This is a genomic window from Streptomyces sp. NPDC003379 (assembly GCF_053589195.1).
Window position 1 is genome coordinate 87,390 of record NZ_JBSFRK010000027.1, and the last position, 19,121, is coordinate 106,510.

A 19,121-nucleotide genomic window follows, 5' to 3' on the forward strand; every position below is an offset into this window, starting at 1 on the left:
GACCCGGGTCAGGCCCTCGCCGCCGCCATCAGTTCCTCGACGGAATCGTGGCGGATCCGGCCCTCCGGGATGCCGACGTCCCGCAGGGCGTCCCGGCCGCTGCGGATCATGCCGGGCGGCCCTGAGAGATAGGCGTCGTACTCGTTCCAGGGGCCGTACTCGCGCACGGCGTCCGGCAGTTGGGCCTGCTGGTCCACGATCGGGCGGACGGCGAGCCACGGGTGGGTCTGCTGCAGCCGCAGCATGGTGTCGATGTCGTACAGGTCGTGATCGGTGCGGGCGCCATAGAACACCTCGACCGGGCGCCGCTTGCCGTGCTCGGCGACGTCCTCGACCAGGGCCTTGATGGGAGCGATGCCCGTGCCGCCGCCCAGGCACAGAAGGCCGCTGTCGGTGGTGTGGTCGACGGTCATCGAGCCTGCGGGCGGGCCGAGTCGCAGCACGTCGCCGGGGCGGGCGTGGTGCACCAGGGCGTTGGAGACCCAGCCGGCCGGGACGGCCTTGACGTGGAAGGAGAGGAGCCCGTCGGATCGGGGCGCCGACGCGAAGGAGTAGTGCCGCCAGATCCGCGGCCACCAAGGGGTCTCCAGGCTGGTGTACTGCCCGGCGAGGAAGGGGTAGGGCTGGTCCGGCCGGACCGTGACCACGGCTATGTCCGGGGTCCTGAGGTCGTGCGAGACGACCTCCGCGAACCACCAGGCCGGGGCGCGCACTTCGTCTTCCGCGGCCGCGTCGATCATGATCTGGGAGATCGCCGTGTACGTACGGACCCAGGCGGCCTCTGTCTCCTCGTCCCAGATCGCGCTCGCGTAGCGGCTCAGCGAGCCGATCAGGCACTCGCCGACGGCCGGGTAGTGCTCGGGCCGAGTGCCGTACTTGCGGTGCCCGCGGCCGAGGTTCTTCAGATACGAGACGAGCACGTCGGTGTGGTCCATGTGCTCGGCCGCCGTCAGCAGCGCCTTGAGGAGACGGTCGCGCTGGGTGTCCATCGCCGCGGGGAACAGGGCGCGCAGGTCGGGGTGACGGGTGAAGAGCAGCGCGTAGAAGTACGAGGTGACCTTGTCGGCGACGGGGCCGATTTCGGCCATCGTGCGCTGTACCAGGGCGGCGTCGGGGGACGCCGGTTCGGACGGCTTCGTGAGCTTTGACGACTGGACGAGGGCTTCGGCCTCCGGCTCGGCCGCCTCCGGGCGCAGCGGCTCGGCGTCAGTGGACGGGTCCGGCGACTGCTCGGCGTCAGTGGACGCGTTCGGCGTCTGCTCGGAGGGAGTGGACGCGTTCAGCTTCTGCGCGGACGGAACGGGTATGTCCGGCTTCTGCTCGGACGGAACGGGTATGTCCGGCTTCCGCGCGGACGGAACGGACTGATCCCGCCTCCGCTCAAAGGGGGCGGCGGCGAGGCTCCGGTCGGCGGCGTCAATAGCCTCGGCAGTCGCGGCGGCACCGGCGGCCGATATTCGCTCGTCCACCGGCTCGACGGTGGGCGCGACGCCCTCGGGCCTGCCCAGGGGACGTATGGGAGCCGGCCGACGCCCCTCGGCGGCGTCCGGCCCGTCGGTGCCGGACTGCTGCGGCTGTCCGTCCTCCGCTCTCTTCGGCGGCCTGCGCGGGGTGAACCAGCCGCCTCCGTCGCCGGAGGGTCCGTCGTCCGCCGACGTGGTGGTCGGAGCGTCCATGCTGTGCCTCGCCTCGAACATCTCTCGGTCGGTTATGCACTTCCTGCCGGAAGCCGCCTGCCTTCCCCGTTCTGCCTCGATGGCCGATCCAGCCACATTGAACCCGGCCACCCGGACCCTACGGACAAGTAGGTCGAGAATGTGACATTGGCCGCAGTCACCTCACCGCAGCATCCCATTCACCGCCGCCGCGTCGGTCGCATAACGAGAAGTACCGGCTCTGGATCTCCCTGCACCGTTAGGCTTCGTTGACCTGCGCGCGTGCCCCCCGAGGTGCGAGGAAGAGCACTGGGCACGAACCGGAGTCGACCATACCGGCAGCCGCCCGACATACAAGTGCCTTCCCTTCCGCGGGAATTCGACGCGTGCGCCTTCCCATTGCCGCGATCAGCGGACGTGCCGCACCAATTCGTACGCCTTGCGCAGGTCCCGCCCGACATAGGAGTGTGTGGCCAGGCTCACCAGCCGTGGATCCGCATTGACCGCGACGGAAACCGGCACGGCGCCGAACAGCTCCAGGTCGGAGAGCGAGTCGCCGTACGCGACGCAATCGCTCCGAGTCACCCCGAACTCTTCACAGAGGCGGTTCGCGATCTCCACCTTGGCGGCCGCATTGAGAATGCCCGTCGGTTCGATGGGCTCGGTGAACGGCACAGCGGGAAAACGCGACCCGTACGCGGCGTGTGCGCCCCACCCGATGAGCCGCTCCACGAAGAAGGACGGCGAGAGCGACACCACCGCGCAGTAGTCGCCGCCCTCCCTGATCTCCGCCCAGGTGTCCTGGATGCCGGACAGCCAGGGCGCCCCCTCGAAGGCGGCCGTCACCTGTGTCTCCGTGAGCTCCGCCCACAGGGCGTGCACGCGCACCGCGTACTGCGGTGAAGCGATGCGCCCGGCGACGAAGTCCCGCTCCAGCGCGGCGATCTCCGCGTCCAGGCCGAGCTGCCGCGATATCTCCACGGGCGCCGCCGTGCCGTGCAGCAGCGTCCCGTCCAGGTCGAAGAGGTGGAGGCGTGCCATGTACGCCGAGGCTAGTACCCGCGGTTACTCCCGCTGTAAGACGCCCCGGCCCGTCCCGGTTGGCACCGTGTTTCACGTGAAACTTAGCCGCCCCGTTCGTCGGGCCACCCTGGTCGTCCACGTCATCGGCGCAGCCTGCTGGCTCGGGCTCACGCTCGGGTTGGTGGCTCTCGCCCTCACCGCGATCACGACGGGATCCACCGCCGCCGTGGAGGCCGCCGTCCGCTCGATGAAGGTCTTCGCGGACTGGCTGGTGCTCCCCCTCGCGCTGCTCACCCTGCTGAGCGGTCTCCTGCTGTCCCTGGGCACGCAGTGGGGCCTCGCCAGGCACCGCTGGGTCTATACGAAGTTCTGGCTGACCCTGGCCACCACCACCGCGTCGACCTTCGCGCTGCGTCCCGGCGTCGACGACTCGGTCGCCACCGTGGCCGCCGGGGGCCCCATCACCGACTCGGTCGGCCTGATCGCCGGTCCCCTTGTCTCGCTCAGCGCCTACCTGTTCATGACGGTCCTGTCGGTGCTCAAACCCTGGGGGCTCACCCGCCGGGGCCAGAGGGCACGTGGCGAAAAGCAACGTGCTTCTGCCCACAAACGGGTGGACGCCGAGGACGTACGTCGGACAGCCTGACCCGAGTGTCGACACCTTCCCTCTCCGCACTGCCCATCCGCCGACTCACCCCCCGCGATCTGACGTCCTGCGCCGATCTGTCCGAGGACCGGGGCTGGCCTCGTGAAGAACACAAGTGGGGCCTCCTGCTGTCGGCCGGAACGGGCTACGGCATCGATGACCCCGACGGCGACGGCCTCATCGGCGCCTACGTAGTGACCCGGTACGGCCCGCAGGAGCGCCCCGACCTCGCGGCGATCGGCATGGTCCTGGTCGCCGAGCGATATGCCCGCCAGGGCATCGGCCGCCACCTGATGCGGTACGCCGTCGAGGAGGCGGCCACCGTCCCGGTGACTCTCCACGCGACGCCGAACGGCCGCCCCCTCTACGAACAGCTCGGCTTCAAGACGATCGGCCGCGCCGAAATGGTCCGCGGACACTTCAGCCCTTCGGGTCCGCTCCCCGACATCGCCACACGTCCGGCCACCGCGGAGGATCTGACCTCCATCGTCCGGCTCGACACCGAGGTCTTCGGCCACGACCGGACCCATGTGATCGCCCGGCTCCCCGCCTTCACCGACCAGCTCCGGGTCGTGGAGGCCGACGGCGAGATCGTCGGATACGCGGGCGCCTGGCCGAACATGGAGACGCACGTCGTCGGCCCGCTCATCGCCCCCGACACGGACACCGCGAAGGCTCTCATCGCCTCGCTCGGCGCTCACACCGACCGCCCGCTGCGCACCGACATCGACGTGCGGCACGAAGAGCTCCTGGCGTGGGTGAAGGACAGCGGCCTGGAACCCATCGCCTTCAACGCGGTGATGGCCTACGGCACGACGGAGCTGCCCGGCGACTGGACCCGCCGCTTCGCACCGCTGACGGTGGCGGCCGGCTGACACGTCGTGCGGAATACCTGAGTTACGCGAGGGTCGCCACGGCCGCCGTCGCGAAGCCATGGTCCTGCTCGGGCACACCGCCGCCGACGCCGATCGCGCCGATCAGACGGCCGTCGCGGTGGACCGGCACCCCGCCCGCGATGAAGAGCAGCGGCCGGTCGAGGGCGGTGGGCAGGGTGTGGAAGAGGCCGCCGGGCAGGACCGCGTCGACCAGGTCGGCGGTCGGGGCGTTCAGCTGAAGGGCGGTGTACGCCTTGCGGGTGCTGGTCTCGCCGGAGATCAGCACGGCCCGGTCGTCGCGCCGGAAGGCGAGGAGGTGGCCGCCCGCGTCGAGGACGGTGACGCTGACCGTGACATCGGCCGCGTCGGCGGCGCGGCGGGCCGCGGTGACGAGCGCTTCGGCGTCCTCGATGGTCAGCGGTGCGACGGCGGTGGTGCTCATGAGGTGCTTTCTCCTTGGGGGGTGGTGCTGAGGGGCGTGCGTGTGGGGACGTCAGTGGTGAGCGGGCGTGGCGCGCTCGGCGGGGGCCTTGCCGGTCACGACGAGGCTCGGGGCCGCCTTGGCGGAGCGGCGCTCCAGCCCGGCCGAGACGACGGCCAGGACGAGGGCGGATCCGGCGAGGGCGGCGCCCACCCAGTTCGGCGCGGTGTAGCCGAGCCCCGCGGCGATGACGATGCCGCCGAGCCAGGCCGCGAGGGCGTTGCCGAGGTTGAAGGCGCCGATGTTGACGGCCGAGGCGAGGGTGGGAGCGCCTGAGGCCTGGTCGAGTACGCGCTTCTGCAGCGGCGGCACCGTCGCGAATCCGAGGGCGCCGATCAGTGTGATGGTCACGGCCGCCGCGATCTTGTTGTGCGCGGTGAGCGTGAAGAGGGCGAGCACGACGGCCAGGGCGCCCAGCGAGATGTAGAGCAGCGGCATCAGCGCGCGGTCGGCGAACTTTCCGCCGATCAGGTTGCCGGCGACCATGCCGAGGCCGAAGAGGACGAGCAGCCAGGTCACGGAGGAGTCCCCGTAACCGGCGACGTCCGTCATCATTGGCGCCAGGTAGGTGACAGCGGCGAAGACCCCGCCGAAGCCGAGGACGGTCATCGCCATGGCCAGCAGTACCTGGACGTTGCGGAAGGCGGCCAGTTCGTGGCGGAGCCGCACGCCTTCGGGTTTCGGCAGGTCCGGGACGAGCCTGGCGATGCCCGCGAGACCGATGACGCCGAGCGCCGCGACGAGCGCGAAGGTCATCCGCCAGCCGAGCGTCTGCCCGACGAAGGTGCCGAGCGGCACGCCGACCACGTTGGCCACGGTCAGGCCCGTGAACATCATGGCGATCGCACCGGCCTTCTTCTCAGGGGCGACCAGTTCGGCCGCGACGACCGAGCCGATGCCGAAGAAGGCGCCGTGGGCGAGCGAGGCGACGACACGGCCCGCCAGCATCACGCCGAAGACAGGGGCGACGGCGGAGATCAGATTGCCGACGATGAACAGGCCCATCAGCAGCATCAGCATCCGCTTGCGCGAGATCTTGGTGCCGAGGACGGTCATCAGCGGGGCTCCGAGGACGACGCCCAGGGCGTAGCCGGTCACGAGGAAGCCGGCCGTGGGGATGGAGACGCCGAAGTCACCCGCGACCTCGGGGAGCAGCCCCATGATCACAAACTCGGTGGTTCCGATTCCAAAGGCCCCGATCGCGAGGGCCAGTAGCGCGAGAGGCATGGATCTACCTTCCAGACGGTTGCAGGTGCGCTTAACGTGCGTCCACAATAATTGCAGGCGCTGATTAATTGCAAGCGCTGGCTATTGCGTACGTGGACTATCCTGAGTCGTAGCCACTCCGGAATGGAGGAAGTAGGAGCCATGACAGCCACGGACCCCGCACTCACCGCCCTTGCCCAGGGCTGGTGCGCGCTCTCCCTGCTCCACGGGCAGATCGAGACCCACATCGAGCGCGCCCTCCAGGCCAAGCACGGGTTGAGCGTCCGCGAGTACTCCCTGCTCGACGTCCTCAGCCGCCAGCACGACGGCGAGGGCGGCCATCTGCAGATGAAGCAGGTCGCGGATGCCGTGGTCCTGAGCCAGAGCGCCACCACCCGCCTGGTCACCCGCCTGGAGGACCGCGGGCTGCTCTCCCGCTACCTGTGCCCCACCGACCGCCGCGGCATCTACACGGACGTGAGCGAGGCCGGTACCGCGCTCCTCGACGAGGCGCGCCCCACCAATGACGCGGCCCTGCGTGAGGCCCTCGACGAGGCCGCGAAGAATCCGCAGCTCGCCCCGCTGGTCAAGGCCGTCGAGACGCTCGGCGTGCCCGCGTAGGGAGTGCCGGGATCCGTCGACGGGGAAAGCGCGACGAGCGCCCGCTTTCGCAGTGTCGGCCCGCATAGGCTGCGGCCATGGGAGATCTTGAGATACGTCCGGCCGTCGCCGACGATCTGCCCGCCATCGTGGGCATGCTCGCCGACGACCCGCTGGGCGCCACACGTGAGTCGCCGGACGACCTCACCCCGTACGTCAGCGCCTTCCAGCGTCTGGCCGACGACCCGAACCAGCACCTCGTCGTCGCCGTGCGCGAGGGGCGCGTGGTCGGCACGCTCCAGCTCACGATCGTGCCGGGGCTCTCACGGAAGGGCTCCACGCGGTCGATCATCGAGGGCGTACGGGTGCACGCCGATGAGCGTGGCAGTGGACTCGGCACGCGGTTCATCGAGTGGGCCGTCGAGGAATCCCGCCGCCATGACTGCCAGTTGGTGCAGCTGACCTCCGACGCCACGCGCACCGACGCCCACCGCTTCTACGAGCGGCTCGGGTTCACGGCGTCGCATGTGGGGTTCAAGCTCCGGCTTTGAACGCTTTCGGGGTAGGGGCGAAGGAGGGCATGTTTCACGTGAAACATGCCCTCGCTTCCCACCGCCCCTGATCACCGCCCGCTCACCACCGCCCCTAGAAGCCGCGCCACCCCTGCGGGTCCACGCCACCAGGAACCGGCGCTCCCTCGTCGTACGGCTTACGCGTGAAGACGAACGACCCCAGGTCGAGATGGCTCACCGAGCCGTCCTCCCGCCGTACCGGCCACAGCAGCTCCCCCGCGTAGTAGCCGTCGAGCCCCGTCCATGTGCCGTCGCCGTTGGACCGGAACCGCGCCTGGCGGCCCGCGCCGGACAGCGGGCCGAGCTCGACCCCGCCGCCGGCCACCAGCCGGAGCGCGAGCACTTGGGTGCCCCAGTACCAAGGACCGGCCAACTCCAAGACCGCATCGTCGACTTCGGGGAGAGGCCGCCACGGCTCAGGGATGCGCGGCTCGGCCTCGGCCACGATCTTCACCAGGTCGGCGGCCAGCGTCGCCACCAACGGCCCCGAAGTGCAGTTGGCGAGCGCGACGGCGGCCACTCCCTCCCGCTCACTCACCCACAGACCGGCCAGGAAGCCCGGGAGCGACCCCGTGTGCCCCGCCAGGCCGATCCCCTCCCACCGCATCAGATCCAATCCCAGGCCGTACGCCCTGTCCCAGCTCTCCGCCTGGGAAGGAGCCGAGGGGGTCCGCATCTCCCGTACCGACTCCGCGCCGAGGACCCGCTCGTCGCCCTTGGCGAGGAAGCAGGCAAAGCGCGCCAAGTCCGCCGTCGTGGACCACAGCTGGCCCGCCGGAGCCATCAGCCCCAAGTCCTCGACAGGCTCCGGCATCATCACGTCCGCCCAGGGATGCACGGCCCACCCGCCCGCGTGCGGAGCCTGGGGCTGCGCACTCGTCCGACTCAGCCCCAGCGGCTCCAGCACCTCGGCCCGCAGCACGTCCTCCCACGGGGCGCCCCGCAACGCCTCCACCAACGAACCGAGCAACGTATAGCCGGGATTGGAGTAGTGGAAGCGACGGCCGACGGGATGCCTGAAGGGCTGCTCACCGAGGACGTCGGTGAGCTCCGGGCGCGTCGAACCGGGGGTACGCTCCCACCACTCACCCGGCGTCTCGGCCGCCAACCCGCCGGTGTGCGAGAGGAGTTCCACGACCGTGGTCTCTCCCGCGCCGGTTCCCGGCAGATGCTTCTCCAGCGGGTCCCCCAAGTCCAGCAGACCCTCGTCCCGCAACCGCATCACCAGGACAGCGGTGAAGGTCTTGGTGATCGAGCCGATGCGGTACTGGACGTTCTCGTCCGGCGCGTGCCCGTCCACCATGCTGCGGCCGCCGCTCCACACCAACTCGCCGTCCCGGGCCACCGAGGCCACCAGCGAGGGAGCCCGGCCCTCCGCCTGAGCGGTGGCGATGCGGTGCAGCAGGGCTCGGCGGGTGGCGGGGAGCAGTTCTCCGTGGGGTGTCGTCATGGGACCAGTTGACCTGGGAGGAGCGCGCGCGTCGAGCGAATTCGTACGTCCGTCAGCGCGTCGGTGTCGGCGCCCAGAGCCCGGCCGCCGTCCCGTCGCGCAGGTGCCGCTCGTAGGTGACGACCTGCCGTGAATGACTTCGAGGCAGGCGTTCAGGTCGTCGATCTTCGCGCGTACGTCACGCTCGTGCTCTTGGAGCAGCGCGAGGCGGTCCCGCTCGTTGCCGGGGCCGGAGCGTATGAGCGCGGCGAACTTCTTGATCGTGGCGATCGGCATGCCCGAGTTCCGCAGGCGTCGGCAGAGCAGGAGCCAGTCCACGTCCGCCTGCTCGTAGACCCGTCGACCGCCACTGGAACGCGGGATCTCGCGCAGGAAGAGCTCCTCGCGCTCGAAGAACCGCAGCGCATGCACCCCACCACCTGCGCCCGGCCTTCGATCCCGGCGGCACCCGCGTGGTGGCCGTCGCCTCCTCCGGGCACTTCCTGTCCGGCATCCGCTGGGACGACGTCCACTTCCGTACCGGCTACGACCGGTGGCTGGCCTACGCCCAGTCCAAGACCGCCAACGCCCTCTTCGCCCTGCACCTCGACCGCCTGGGCGCGGACCACGGCCTGCACGCCTTCGCCGTGCACCCCGGCAGCATCCTCACGCCCCTGCAACGCCACATCCCCCGCGAGGAGTGGCTCACCCAGGGCTGGGTGAGCCGGGACGGCACACCGGCCACCGGCTTCAAAACGCCGGAACAAGGCGCGGCGACAGCCATCTGGGCGGCGACCTCGCCCCTGCTGGACGGACACGGAGGCGCGTACTGCCAGGAATGCGACATCGCCGAACCGGCCGCCACCGACGACATGTTCGTAGGCGGCGTGAAGCCCTGGGTGAGGGACCCGGACGCGGCGTACAGGCTCTGGGACCTGTCCTGCGAACTCACCGCGCTCAGCGCGCTGTGAGCGGAGTCCGGTCGGTCCGAGCCACGGCTGAGGGAAGGCCGGGGCGTCCGGTCGACGGCGTACCCGGTGCGGGTATGCCGTCGACCGGGCGGTGTCGGCTCAGAGCACCGCGTGCGGGTACTTTTCGGCGCGGTGCTGGAAGGCCAGGACCGCGGGATTCTGGACGGTGCCGCCGCGGATCTCGATCGCTCGGCTGATCGTGCGGTCACCGTCCCAGCCGGTCGGCCCTTCGAGGACCGACCTCAGGAACGGGATCAGCGCCTCGCTGTTCTCCCAGGTGGCCGAGTCCCACAGGTAGGAGGGGCTGTGGTCCACGGCGTAGTAGTGGACGTGGTCGCCGACGGTGAACATCGGCTCGTTGAAGGTGGTGGGCCGAGCCCAGGCGAAGCCCATGCCCTCGTCGCAGGAGACGTCGATGACGAGGGTGCCGGGCGCGAGCTTCGGCAGGTCCTCCTCTATCAGGAACATCAGCGGCGCCGCGGTGTCCTGGAGCACGCAGTTGACGATGATGTCGTGCCCGGCGAGGAACTCGGCCAGCGGCTCCGGTCCGTCCTCGGTGAGCGCCATGCTGCGCCGCGGGTCGAGGGTGTCGTCGGCCACGTCGTGGTCGAATTGCACGATCCGTGCCGAGTGGATCGGCGAGCTGACGGCGGTGGTGCCGCGGGCGGTCAGCACGTCCACGTCGTGCACGCCCAGCGCGCTGAGCGCGGTTACCGCGCCGCGTGCGGTGGCACCGAAGCCCATCACCACCGCACGCCGCCGACGCCCGTAGTCACCGGTCGCCCCGGTCAGCTGCATGGCATGCAGCACCGACGAGTAGCCGGCCAGCTCGTTGTTCTTGTGGAAAACGTGCAGGCTGAAGCCGCCCTCCCGGGTCCAGTGGTTCATCGCCTCGAAGGCGATCACTGTGAGCCTGCGGTCGATGGCGGCCTGCGTGACTTTCTCGTCCTGCACGCAGTGCGGCCACCCCCACAGCACCTGTCCGTCCCGCAGCTCCGCCAGGTCCTCGTGCAACGGTTTGGCCAGCAGGATGACGTCACACTCGGCGATCAGCTCCTCGCGTGAGCGGAAACCGGCGACCCACGGTGCAAGCTGACGGTCCGGGACACCGAAGTGCTCTCCGTAACCGGTCTGCAGATAGATGCTGGACCGAAGGTCGGCGTCGACGCGTTCGAAGTGTGCTGGGTGGATCGGCAGACGGTGCTCGTTCTCTTTGCGGGTCTGCGACATGATTCCGAGCTTGAGCTGCTGCAAAGTACCCCTTTGATTACCACCTGTCTAACACACCCCGGGGCGAGGGGACTTGGTCGGCGGTGTCCGGCCGCCGGTCGGCGACGGTGGCGCAGACGGCAGCCCGGACCGGCGTCAGGGCCGTCGTCGATGAGAAAGTGACCCGCGAAACGCGGACCTGCAACCTCGCGGGATCAGGTCTGCGCCATGTCCACGAAGCGCGAGTAGTGGCCCTGGAAGGCGACTGTGATCGTCGCCGTCGGGCCGTTACGGTGCTTGCCCACGATGATGTCCGCCTCGCCCGCACGGGGCGACTCCTTCTCGTACGCGTCCTCGCGGTGCAGCAGGATCACCATGTCCGCGTCCTGCTCGATCGAACCGGATTCACGCAGGTCGGAGACCATGGGCTTCTTGTCCGTACGCTGCTCGGGGCCACGGTTCAGCTGCGAGAGCGCGATCACCGGCAGTTCCAGCTCCTTGGCCAGGAGCTTCAGGTTTCGCGACATGTCCGAGACTTCCTGCTGCCGGCTCTCGGACCGCTTGGAACCACCGGACTGCATCAGCTGCAGATAGTCGATGACGACGAGCTTCAGGTCATTGCGCTGCTTCAGCCGACGGCACTTGGCCCGGATCTCCATCATCGACAGGTTCGGGGAGTCGTCGATGTAGAGCGGGGCGGCCGAGACATCCGGCATGCGGCGGGCCAGCCGGGTCCAGTCCTCGTCGGTCATCGTGCCGGACCGCATGTGGTGCAACGCCACGCGCGCCTCGGCGGAGAGCAGACGCATCGCGATTTCGTTGCGCCCCATTTCGAGCGAGAAGATCACACTCGGCATGTTGTGCTTGATCGAACAGGTCCGCGCGAAGTCCAGCGCCAGCGTGGACTTACCCATGGCGGGACGGGCCGCGATGATGATCATCTGACCCGGGTGCAGACCGTTGGTGAGCTGGTCGAGGTCGGTGAAGCCGGTCGGCACACCGGTCATCTCCCCCGATCGCGAGCCGATCGCCTCGATCTCGTCGAGGGCACCCTCCATGATGTCGCCGAGCGGCAGGTAGTCCTCGGTGGTGCGCTGCTCGGTGACCGCGTAGATCTCGGCCTGGGCACTGTTGACGATCTCGTCGACGTCGCCGTCGGCCGCGTATCCCATCTGGGTGATGCGCGTGCCGGCCTCGACGAGGCGGCGCAGCACCGCGCGCTCGTGGACGATTTCCGCGTAGTACTCGGCGTTCGCCGCGGTCGGGACCGTCTGGACCAGCGTGTGCAGATACGATGCGCCGCCGACCTTGGTGATCTCACCGCGCTTGGTCAGCTCGGCCGCGACGGTGATCGGGTCGGCCGGCTCGCCCTTCGCGTAGAGGTCGAGGATCGAGGCGTAGATCGTCTCGTGCGCGGGCCGGTAGAAGTCGTGGCCCTTGAGCACCTCGACGACGTCGGCGATGGCGTCCTTGGAGAGCAGCATGCCGCCGAGCACCGACTGCTCCGCGTCGAGGTCCTGCGGGGGTACGCGTTCGAAGGACGAGCCTCCGCCGTCCCAGCCGCTCTCGCGTCCGCGCTCGTGCTGCTCGTCGCGGCCACGGCCTCCGTCGCGGCGCTGACGGGAGACGGGCAGACGGTCACTGGGACCGCTGTCGGCCCAGGGGTCGTCCAAAGGCTCGGAAATACTCACCGGGCCACCTCCTCCCGTCCGCCGCGCGGACCTCGCCGTGCCCCTCTTTCCTACGGCACGACACTGACAAATACGGGGGCCCAACTCCGGTTCTGACGCGTCGGTTTTGCAGGGTTTCCGAGGTCGTACGACGAGGCGGGCGCCGGACCACGGTAGGCCCGCGGGCACCTTCAGCCAATCTGGTTATCCACAGGCGGTGTGGATGACGGCCCCGATGCTGTGGAGAACTCCGTAAAACCTGTGCACGGCCCGGTGGACAGCCCTGTGAACAAGCCCTCAGACACTCCGGAGCACGGCATCTGACCTGCGGCTTTCCCGTCCACCGGCTGTGCAGAAGAAAAACTTTTCCCAGCAGACCAAGATCACGACAAACGGCGCGCCACGGAACGTCCTCCCAGCAGCGAAGTAAGGGTCTCAATGAGCTTGCAACTCTTACCTGTGGAAGATTAGATTGGTGCCCATGACACAGGCTTCCGCCGCGCCCAAGGGCGACCGACGACGACACGACCGAGAGATCATCGCGCTCGCCGTCCCCGCCTTCGGCGCGCTGGTCGCCGAGCCCCTCTTCGTGCTCGCCGACAGCGCCATCGTCGGCCACCTCGGCACCGCGCAACTGGCCGGTCTCGGCGTCGCCTCCGGCCTCCTCACCACCGCGGTGAGCGTCTTCGTCTTCCTCGCCTACGCCACCACCGCCGCGGTCGCCCGCCGGGTGGGCGCCGACGATCTCCCCGCCGCCATCCGCCAGGGCATGGACGGCATCTGGCTCGCCCTGCTCCTGGGCGCCGCCGTCATCGCCGTCGTCCTGCCCACCGCACCCGCGCTCGTCGATGTCTTCGGCCCCTCGGATGCCGCGGCCGGGTATGCGATCACGTATCTGCGCATCTCCTCGCTCGGCATCCCCGCCATGCTCGTCGTACTCGCCGCGACCGGCGTACTACGGGGCCTCCAGAACACGAGGACCCCGCTCTACGTCGCGATCGGCGGCTTCGTCGCCAACGGCATCCTCAATGTCGTCCTGGTCTACGGCGCCGACCTGGGCATCGCCGGTTCCGCGTGGGGCACGGTCATCGCCCAATGCGGCATGGCCACGGTGTACCTCTACGTCGTCGTACGTGACGCCAGGCGCCACGGCGCCTCGCTCCGCCCCGATGCCGCCGGGATCCGGGCCTGCGCCCAGGCGGGAGCACCGCTCCTGGTCCGCACACTCTCGCTGCGGGCCATCCTGCTGATCGCGACTGCCGTGGCAGCACGCCTCGGGGACGCCGAGGTGGCCGCCCACCAGATCGTTCTCTCCCTGTGGAATTTTCTGGCCTTCGCCCTGGACGCCATCGCCATCGCCGGGCAAGCGATCATCGCCCGCTACCTCGGCGCCGACGATCCGGTCGGCGCCCGCGCCGTCTGCCGACGCATGGTGCAGTGGGGCATCGCCTCGGGAGTCGCCCTGGGCCTGCTGGTCGTACTCGCCCGGCCGCTGTTCATCCCGCTCTTCACCAGTGACGCCTCCGTCCAGGACACGGCGCTGCCGGCTCTCATGGTCGTCGCTCTCGCCCAGCCGATCTGCGGCATCGTCTACGTCCTCGACGGTGTCCTGATGGGCGCGGGCGACGGACCCTATCTCGCTTGGGCGATGCTGATCACGCTCGTGGCCTTCGCGCCGGTCGCGCTGCTCGTACCGGCCTTCGGTGGCGGCCTGACCGCCCTGTGGGGGGCGATGACGCTGATGATGCTGGTGCGGATGCTGACCCTGTGGCTGCGCTCCCGCTCCGGCCGCTGGATCGTCACGGGCGCCACGCGCTGAGCATCGCCCACTGTTTCACGTGAAACCACGCCGACTTCACAAGGAACTCGACGGGCTCTACGAGAAAAGGGGCCGCACCCATGGGTGCGGCCCCTTCACTCAGTCCAGCCAAGCGCAGTGCTTAGGCAGAGACGACCTCGACGTTGACCTTCGCGGCAACCTCGGGGTGCAGACGCACGGACGTCGCGTGGGCGCCCAGGGTCTTGATCGGCGAGCCCAGCTCGACGCGGCGCTTGTCGATCTTCGGACCACCGGCAGCCTCGATCGCCGAAGCGACGTCGGCCGGGGTGACGGAACCGAAGAGACGACCGGCGTCGCCGGAGCGGACAGCCAGACGGACCTTGACGCCCTCGAGCCGGGCCTTGATCTCGTTGGCCTGCTCGATGGTCGCGATCTCGTGGATCTTACGCGCGCGACGGATCTGCGCGACGTCCTTCTCGCCACCCTTGGTCCAGCGGATCGCGAAGTTCCGCGGGATCAGGTAGTTGCGGGCGTAGCCGTCCTTGACGTCTACGACCTCGCCGGCGGCACCGAGGCCGGAGACCTCGTGGGTGAGGATGATCTTCATTATTCGGTCACCCTTCCCTTATCGCGCGGTGGACGTGTAGGGCAGCAGCGCCATCTCACGGCTGTTCTTCACGGCCGTGGCGACGTCACGCTGGTGCTGCGTGCAGTTGCCGGTCACGCGGCGGGCACGGATCTTGCCGCGGTCGGAAATGAACTTCCGCAGCATGTTCGTGTCCTTGTAGTCCACGTACGTGACCTTGTCCTTGCAGAAAGCGCAGACCTTCTTCTTAGGCTTGCGCACAGGCGGCTTCGCCATGGTGTTTCTCCTGTGTGATCAAGAAGTGGGGGTACGACCCACCTTCGGCCCGAAGGCCTGAAAGCCTGAAGGCTTAGAAGGGGGGCTCGTCCGAGTAGCCGCCACCGGAGCCGCCGGAGCTTCCGCCCCAGCCGCCACCGCCGCCGCCCTGCTGCTGGCCGCCGCCGCCAGCCGGCGCACCGGTCGCCCAGGGGTCGTCGGCGGGAGCACCGCCGCCGCCCTGCGGCTGACCGCCACCGGAGCCACCGCTCCAGTTGCCGCCACCCTGCTGGCCGCCGCCGCCACCGCCGCCGTAACCGCCCTGGCCACCGCGACCGGTGGTCTTGGTGACCTTGGCCGTGGCGTTCTTCAGGCTGGCGCCGACTTCCTCGACGTCCAGCTCGTAGACCGTGCGCTTGATGCCCTCACGGTCCTCGTAGGACCGCTGCTTCAGCCGGCCCTGCACGATGACGCGCATGCCTCGCTGAAGCGACTCCGCGACGTTCTCCGCCGCCTGACGCCAGACCGAGCAGGTCAGGAACAGGCCTTCGCCGTCCTTCCACTCATTGGTCTGCTTGTCAAAGATGCGGGGGGTGGACGCGACACGGAACTTCGCGACCGCCGCACCGGAGGGGGTGAAGCGCAGCTCGGGGTCGTCGACAAGATTGCCGACGACCGTGATGACGGTCTCGCCTGCCATGGGGGAACCTCTCGGCGGGTTTGCTGCTGGCTGCTTGTTGCTGCTACTCGATTCCCGGATGCTGCTGAGCTAGAAAGCTCAGTGCATCTCGGGACGGAGGACCTTGGTCCGGAGGACCGACTCGTTCAGGTTCATCTGTCGGTCGAGCTCCTTGACGACCGCAGGCTCGGCCTGCAGGTCGATGACCGAGTAGATGCCCTCGGGCTTCTTCTTGATCTCGTAGGACAGACGACGACGGCCCCAGGTGTCGACCTTCTCGACCTTTCCGTTGCCCTCACGGACGACGGAGAGGAAGTTCTCGATCAGCGGGGAGACAGCGCGCTCCTCGAGATCGGGGTCGAGGATGACCATCACTTCGTAGTGACGCATGTGGAACCCACCTCCTTTGGACTCAGCGGCCACGGTCGTTCCGTGGCAGGAGGGTCGTGATGCGTACGCAACGGTATCGGCCGCCACTGACAATCGGCTCCCGTGAGCGGGAGCTCTTGCCGCGGCCTGGGCAGACACCGGTGCAGACGGTACAGACTACCCGCACCAAGGCTTCCGGTTGAAATCCGGCGGCGGACGGGCAGAATCTGTACACATCGGGTGTCTATGGCGCTACGATGCGCCGCTTTCCGCAGGAGGTGCCTCACATGGCACAGACAATGCGACGGAACACCGCTACCTCCCTCTTCGCGACGGACGGCAAGTCCCATCCGCTCCAGGACACGCTGGTCGGCGTGACGCTGGTGCTGGGGGCGATCGCCTTCGTCACGGCGATGTTCCACAACCTGCATCTGCTCAGCTCGTGGACGGGTCTGGTCGGGATCGCCACGGGCGCGTACGGCCAGTTCATCTCGGCGACGACCCGCGAGCGCTTCGGCCTGGTCCTGGGCCTCGGCGCCTCGGCGATCGGGTTCTTCCTGGGCATGGCACACGGCGGACTCTTCGGCGGAGTCGTCGGGGGCTGACCACCTCGCGGAACCCCGGTCCCGGGTGGGGCCGGGGGCCTTGGTTCCGTACGGCCAGACGGGGCGCTCCCAGGGCGCAGTAGGCTTCGGCGCGAGAGCCGGAGCCCCTGAACCCATGGGGACACACCAGCCCGAGGAGCGCCCCGAATGAGTCTGACCCTGAGGACCATCAGCCGCGAGCAGCATCTGGCGTATATCCAGACACTGCCGTCGGCGAGTCATTGCCAGGTCCCGGCATGGGCTGACGTGAAGAGCGAATGGCGTTCGGAGAGCCTGGGCTGGTTCGATGACAGGACCGGTCAGCTGGTCGGTGCGGGCCTGGTGCTCTACCGTCAGCTGCCCAAGCTGAAGCGGTACCTCGCGTACCTCCCCGAGGGCCCGGTCATCAACTGGTACGCCCCGAACCTCGACGAGTGGCTGCAGCCGATGCTGGCGCACCTCAAGCAGCAGGGCGCCTTCTCCGTGAAGATGGGTCCGCCGGTCGTGATCCGCCGCTGGGACGCTCCGGCGATCAAGGCCGGCATCCAGAACCCGGACGTGAAGCGGCTGCGGGACACCGAGGCGACGTTCATCGAGCCGCGCGCCTTCGAGGTCTCCGACCGGCTGCGCCGCATGGGCTGGCAGCAGGGCGAGGACGGCGGTGCCGGTTTCGGTGACGTACAGCCCCGCTTCGTCTTCCAGGTGCCGCTGGCCAACCGCTCTCTGGACGAGGTCCAGAAGGGCTTCAACCAGCTGTGGCGGCGCAACATCAAGAAGGCCGAGAAGGCCGGCGTCGAGGTCGTCCAGGGCGGCTACCAGGACCTCGCCGAGTGGCAGCGCCTCTACGAGATCACGGCCGTCCGTGACAAGTTCCGCCCGCGGCCGCTCGGCTACTTCCAGCAGATGTGGCAGGCCCTCAACTCCGAGGACCCCAACCGCATGCGGCTGTACTTCGCGCGGCACAACGGGGTGAATCTGTCGGCCGCCACGATGCTCGTCGTCGGCGGGCACGTCTGGTACTCCTACGGCGCCTCGGACAACATCGGGCGTGAGGTCAGGCCCTCGAACGCGATGCAGTGGCGGATGCTCCGCGACGCGTACGCCATGGGGGCAACGGTCTATGACCTGCGCGGTATCTCCGACTCCCTGGACGAGACGGACCACCTCTTCGGTCTGATCCAGTTCAAGGTGGGCACCGGTGGCGAGGCCGCCGAGTACATCGGCGAGTGGGACTTCCCGCTCAACAAGCTCCTGCACAAGGCGCTCGACATCTACATGTCGCGCCGCTGATCCCGCACAATTTCGTTCCACAACTCTGATACACCGCAGACACGAGAAAGGTTCCGGGATCCAGCCATGGCGCTCACGCTCTATGTCGACACCGCGCGCTGGCGGGCACATCACAAGCACGTGCTGGAGCAGTTCCCGGGCATCGTCCCGGTCTGCAAGGGCAACGGTTACGGCTTCGGTCATGAGCGCCTGTCCGAGGAAGCCACGCGCTTCGGCTCCGACATCCTCGCCGTGGGCACCACCTACGAAGCGGCCCGCATCAAGGACTGGTTCAGCGGTGACCTGCTGGTCCTGACCCCGTTCCGGCGGGGTGAGGAGCCGGTGCCGCTGCCCGACCGCGTCATTCGCTCCGTGTCGTCGATCGACGGCGTGCACGGCCTGGTGGGCGCCCGCGTCGTCATCGAGGTCATGTCCTCGATGAAACGCCACGGCGTCAGCGAGCAGGAGCTCCCGCAGCTGCACGCCGCCATCGAGGACGTACGCCTCGAAGGCTTCGCGCTCCATCTGCCGCTGGACCGCGCCGACGGCTCGGACGCCGTCGAGGAGGTCATCGGCTGGATGGACCGCCTGCGCGCGGCCCGCCTCCCGCTGCACACGATGTTCGTCAGCCACCTCAAGGCCGGTGAACTCGCCCGTCTTCAGCAGCAGTTCCCGCAGACCCGTTTCCGGGCGCGCATCGGCACGAACCTCTGGCTGGGCGACCACGAGGCCACCGAGTACCGCGGGGCCGTCCTGGACGTCACCGCCGTCGCCAAGGGTGACCGCTTCGGCTACCGCCAGCAGAAGGTCGCGTCCGACGGCTGGCTGGTCGTGGTGGCGGGCGGCACCTCGCACGGCGTCGGCCTGGAGGCCCCGAAGGCGCTGCACGGCATGATGCCGCGCGCCAAGGGCGTGGCCCGCGCGGGCCTCGCGACCGTCAACCGCAACCTCTCGCCGTTCGTCTGGGCGGGCAAGCAGCGCTGGTTCGCGGAGCCGCCGCACATGCAGGTCTCCATCCTCTTCGTGCCCTCCGACGCGCCGGAGCCCAAGGTCGGCGAGGAACTGGTGGCCCATCTGCGGCACACCACCACGCAGTTCGACCGGATCGTGGAGCGCTGAGCCACCGCCGAACCGCCACGCACCAGGCCGGAGGGGCCGGACACGACATGCGTCGATGGGCAGCCCGAAGCTGAGCTGGTCGGCCCCGGCCTGCTCCCAGCGCTTGCACTGCTGGAAGACCTCGTCCGGGTCGCCGCAGATCA

At 69.0% G+C, this 19,121-nt stretch carries 20 protein-coding genes and 1 pseudogene; 9 read left to right on the forward strand and 12 right to left on the reverse strand.

Annotated elements, in window-relative coordinates:
• Nucleotides 1-8 precede the first annotated feature (8 nt).
• A complete protein-coding gene (locus ACWDVB_RS25480; RefSeq protein ID WP_451517030.1) occupies nucleotides 9-1,676 on the reverse strand; it encodes a globin domain-containing protein in 1,668 nt (555 codons plus the stop codon).
• Between the two features lie 387 nt (nucleotides 1,677-2,063).
• Entirely contained in the window at nucleotides 2,064-2,696 is a 633-nt protein-coding gene (locus ACWDVB_RS25485) for an HAD family hydrolase (RefSeq protein ID WP_451517029.1), read from the reverse strand.
• 76 nt (nucleotides 2,697-2,772) lie between these two features.
• Here ACWDVB_RS25485 and ACWDVB_RS25490 point away from each other — a divergent pair, with 76 nt between their 5' ends.
• Both ACWDVB_RS25490 and ACWDVB_RS25495 read left to right on the forward strand, forming a co-directional pair.
• Entirely contained in the window at nucleotides 2,773-3,324 is a 552-nt protein-coding gene (locus ACWDVB_RS25490; RefSeq protein WP_451517028.1) for a DUF2269 domain-containing protein, read from the forward strand.
• 5 nt (nucleotides 3,325-3,329) lie between these two features.
• The gene (locus ACWDVB_RS25495; RefSeq protein WP_451517027.1) at nucleotides 3,330-4,199 is read left to right on the forward strand and encodes a GNAT family N-acetyltransferase; all 870 of its coding nucleotides are present in this window, start codon (nucleotides 3,330-3,332) and stop codon (nucleotides 4,197-4,199) included.
• Nucleotides 4,200-4,221: 22 nt separating this feature from the next.
• Here the strand turns inward: ACWDVB_RS25495 and ACWDVB_RS25500 are convergent, their stop codons facing one another.
• Complete coding sequence (locus ACWDVB_RS25500) at nucleotides 4,222-4,641, reverse strand: GlcG/HbpS family heme-binding protein (RefSeq protein WP_451517026.1); 420 nt, start codon at nucleotides 4,639-4,641, stop codon at nucleotides 4,222-4,224.
• A gap of 51 nt (nucleotides 4,642-4,692) precedes the next feature.
• The gene (locus ACWDVB_RS25505) at nucleotides 4,693-5,907 is read right to left on the reverse strand and encodes an MFS transporter (RefSeq protein WP_451517025.1); all 1,215 of its coding nucleotides are present in this window, start codon (nucleotides 5,905-5,907) and stop codon (nucleotides 4,693-4,695) included.
• Nucleotides 5,908-6,048: 141 nt separating this feature from the next.
• Between ACWDVB_RS25505 and ACWDVB_RS25510 the strand changes: the two genes are divergently transcribed.
• The gene (locus tag ACWDVB_RS25510; protein ID WP_451517024.1) at nucleotides 6,049-6,507 is read left to right on the forward strand and encodes a MarR family winged helix-turn-helix transcriptional regulator; all 459 of its coding nucleotides are present in this window, start codon (nucleotides 6,049-6,051) and stop codon (nucleotides 6,505-6,507) included.
• A gap of 77 nt (nucleotides 6,508-6,584) precedes the next feature.
• On the forward strand, nucleotides 6,585-7,037 hold the full coding sequence (locus tag ACWDVB_RS25515) for an N-acetyltransferase family protein (RefSeq protein WP_451517023.1): 453 nt from the start codon (nucleotides 6,585-6,587) through the stop codon (nucleotides 7,035-7,037).
• A gap of 94 nt (nucleotides 7,038-7,131) precedes the next feature.
• On the opposite strand, the gene ACWDVB_RS25520 is transcribed toward ACWDVB_RS25515, so the two are convergent.
• Nucleotides 7,132-8,508 carry a serine hydrolase domain-containing protein gene (locus ACWDVB_RS25520; RefSeq protein ID WP_451517104.1) on the reverse strand — a complete coding sequence of 459 codons (1,377 nt, stop codon included), beginning with the start codon at nucleotides 8,506-8,508 and terminating at the stop codon, nucleotides 7,132-7,134.
• Between the two features lie 309 nt (nucleotides 8,509-8,817).
• Nucleotides 8,818-8,919 (reverse strand): annotated as a pseudogene (locus ACWDVB_RS25525) (MerR family transcriptional regulator); the annotation flags it as partial.
• A 41-nt stretch (nucleotides 8,920-8,960) separates the two neighbouring features.
• Here ACWDVB_RS25525 and ACWDVB_RS25530 point away from each other — a divergent pair.
• Nucleotides 8,961-9,458 (forward strand): hypothetical protein, encoded by a 498-nt coding sequence (locus ACWDVB_RS25530; RefSeq protein WP_451611997.1) that lies wholly within the window; start codon nucleotides 8,961-8,963, stop codon nucleotides 9,456-9,458.
• A gap of 99 nt (nucleotides 9,459-9,557) precedes the next feature.
• On the opposite strand, the gene ACWDVB_RS25535 is transcribed toward ACWDVB_RS25530, so the two are convergent.
• Nucleotides 9,558-10,712 carry a N(5)-(carboxyethyl)ornithine synthase gene (locus ACWDVB_RS25535; RefSeq protein WP_451517021.1) on the reverse strand — a complete coding sequence of 385 codons (1,155 nt, stop codon included), beginning with the start codon at nucleotides 10,710-10,712 and terminating at the stop codon, nucleotides 9,558-9,560.
• 170 nt (nucleotides 10,713-10,882) lie between these two features.
• The gene (gene dnaB / locus ACWDVB_RS25540; protein ID WP_451517020.1) at nucleotides 10,883-12,358 is read right to left on the reverse strand and encodes a replicative DNA helicase; all 1,476 of its coding nucleotides are present in this window, start codon (nucleotides 12,356-12,358) and stop codon (nucleotides 10,883-10,885) included.
• A gap of 460 nt (nucleotides 12,359-12,818) precedes the next feature.
• On the opposite strand from dnaB, the gene ACWDVB_RS25545 reads away from it, so the two are divergent.
• A complete protein-coding gene (locus ACWDVB_RS25545; RefSeq protein ID WP_451517019.1) occupies nucleotides 12,819-14,156 on the forward strand; it encodes an MATE family efflux transporter in 1,338 nt (445 codons plus the stop codon).
• Between the two features lie 121 nt (nucleotides 14,157-14,277).
• Here ACWDVB_RS25545 and rplI read toward each other — a convergent pair whose 3' ends face one another.
• The 4 genes from rplI to rpsF form a co-directional block, all read right to left on the reverse strand.
• On the reverse strand, nucleotides 14,278-14,724 hold the full coding sequence (rplI, locus tag ACWDVB_RS25550; protein ID WP_451517018.1) for a 50S ribosomal protein L9: 447 nt from the start codon (nucleotides 14,722-14,724) through the stop codon (nucleotides 14,278-14,280).
• An 18-nt stretch (nucleotides 14,725-14,742) separates the two neighbouring features.
• Nucleotides 14,743-14,979, reverse strand: a complete 237-nt coding sequence (gene rpsR / locus ACWDVB_RS25555; protein ID WP_003949403.1) for a 30S ribosomal protein S18 — start codon at nucleotides 14,977-14,979, stop codon at nucleotides 14,743-14,745.
• A 73-nt stretch (nucleotides 14,980-15,052) separates the two neighbouring features.
• A complete protein-coding gene (locus ACWDVB_RS25560; protein WP_451517017.1) occupies nucleotides 15,053-15,658 on the reverse strand; it encodes a single-stranded DNA-binding protein in 606 nt (201 codons plus the stop codon).
• Nucleotides 15,659-15,736: 78 nt separating this feature from the next.
• Entirely contained in the window at nucleotides 15,737-16,027 is a 291-nt protein-coding gene (rpsF, locus tag ACWDVB_RS25565) for a 30S ribosomal protein S6 (protein ID WP_016644628.1), read from the reverse strand.
• A gap of 266 nt (nucleotides 16,028-16,293) precedes the next feature.
• On the opposite strand from rpsF, the gene ACWDVB_RS25570 reads away from it, so the two are divergent.
• From ACWDVB_RS25570 to ACWDVB_RS25580, 3 genes are all read left to right on the forward strand, one after another.
• Nucleotides 16,294-16,611 carry a hypothetical protein gene (locus ACWDVB_RS25570; protein WP_451517016.1) on the forward strand — a complete coding sequence of 106 codons (318 nt, stop codon included), beginning with the start codon at nucleotides 16,294-16,296 and terminating at the stop codon, nucleotides 16,609-16,611.
• 147 nt (nucleotides 16,612-16,758) lie between these two features.
• Complete coding sequence (locus tag ACWDVB_RS25575; protein ID WP_451517015.1) at nucleotides 16,759-17,880, forward strand: lipid II:glycine glycyltransferase FemX; 1,122 nt, start codon at nucleotides 16,759-16,761, stop codon at nucleotides 17,878-17,880.
• 66 nt (nucleotides 17,881-17,946) lie between these two features.
• On the forward strand, nucleotides 17,947-18,978 hold the full coding sequence (locus ACWDVB_RS25580) for an alanine racemase (RefSeq protein ID WP_451517014.1): 1,032 nt from the start codon (nucleotides 17,947-17,949) through the stop codon (nucleotides 18,976-18,978).
• The last annotated feature ends 143 nt before the right edge of the window (nucleotides 18,979-19,121 follow it).

Excerpts from the sequence above, each read along its gene's own strand:
- ACWDVB_RS25480 (WP_451517030.1), bottom strand. The coding sequence starts at position 1,676 with ATGGACGCTCCGACCACCACGTCGGCGGACGACGGACCCTCCGGCGAC.
- ACWDVB_RS25485 (WP_451517029.1), bottom strand. The coding sequence starts at position 2,696 with ATGGCACGCCTCCACCTCTTCGACCTGGACGGGACGCTGCTGCACGGC.
- ACWDVB_RS25500 (WP_451517026.1), bottom strand. The coding sequence starts at position 4,641 with ATGAGCACCACCGCCGTCGCACCGCTGACCATCGAGGACGCCGAAGCG.
- ACWDVB_RS25505 (WP_451517025.1), bottom strand. The coding sequence starts at position 5,907 with ATGCCTCTCGCGCTACTGGCCCTCGCGATCGGGGCCTTTGGAATCGGA.
- ACWDVB_RS25510 (WP_451517024.1), top strand. The coding sequence starts at position 6,049 with ATGACAGCCACGGACCCCGCACTCACCGCCCTTGCCCAGGGCTGGTGC.
- ACWDVB_RS25515 (WP_451517023.1), top strand. The coding sequence starts at position 6,585 with ATGGGAGATCTTGAGATACGTCCGGCCGTCGCCGACGATCTGCCCGCC.
- ACWDVB_RS25520 (WP_451517104.1), bottom strand. The coding sequence starts at position 8,508 with ATGACGACACCCCACGGAGAACTGCTCCCCGCCACCCGCCGAGCCCTG.
- ACWDVB_RS25545 (WP_451517019.1), top strand. The coding sequence starts at position 12,819 with ATGACACAGGCTTCCGCCGCGCCCAAGGGCGACCGACGACGACACGAC.
- rplI (WP_451517018.1), bottom strand. The coding sequence starts at position 14,724 with ATGAAGATCATCCTCACCCACGAGGTCTCCGGCCTCGGTGCCGCCGGC.
- rpsR (WP_003949403.1), bottom strand. The coding sequence starts at position 14,979 with ATGGCGAAGCCGCCTGTGCGCAAGCCTAAGAAGAAGGTCTGCGCTTTC.
- ACWDVB_RS25560 (WP_451517017.1), bottom strand. The coding sequence starts at position 15,658 with ATGGCAGGCGAGACCGTCATCACGGTCGTCGGCAATCTTGTCGACGAC.
- rpsF (WP_016644628.1), bottom strand. The coding sequence starts at position 16,027 with ATGCGTCACTACGAAGTGATGGTCATCCTCGACCCCGATCTCGAGGAG.
- ACWDVB_RS25570 (WP_451517016.1), top strand. The coding sequence starts at position 16,294 with ATGGCACAGACAATGCGACGGAACACCGCTACCTCCCTCTTCGCGACG.
- ACWDVB_RS25575 (WP_451517015.1), top strand. The coding sequence starts at position 16,759 with ATGAGTCTGACCCTGAGGACCATCAGCCGCGAGCAGCATCTGGCGTAT.
- ACWDVB_RS25580 (WP_451517014.1), top strand. The coding sequence starts at position 17,947 with ATGGCGCTCACGCTCTATGTCGACACCGCGCGCTGGCGGGCACATCAC.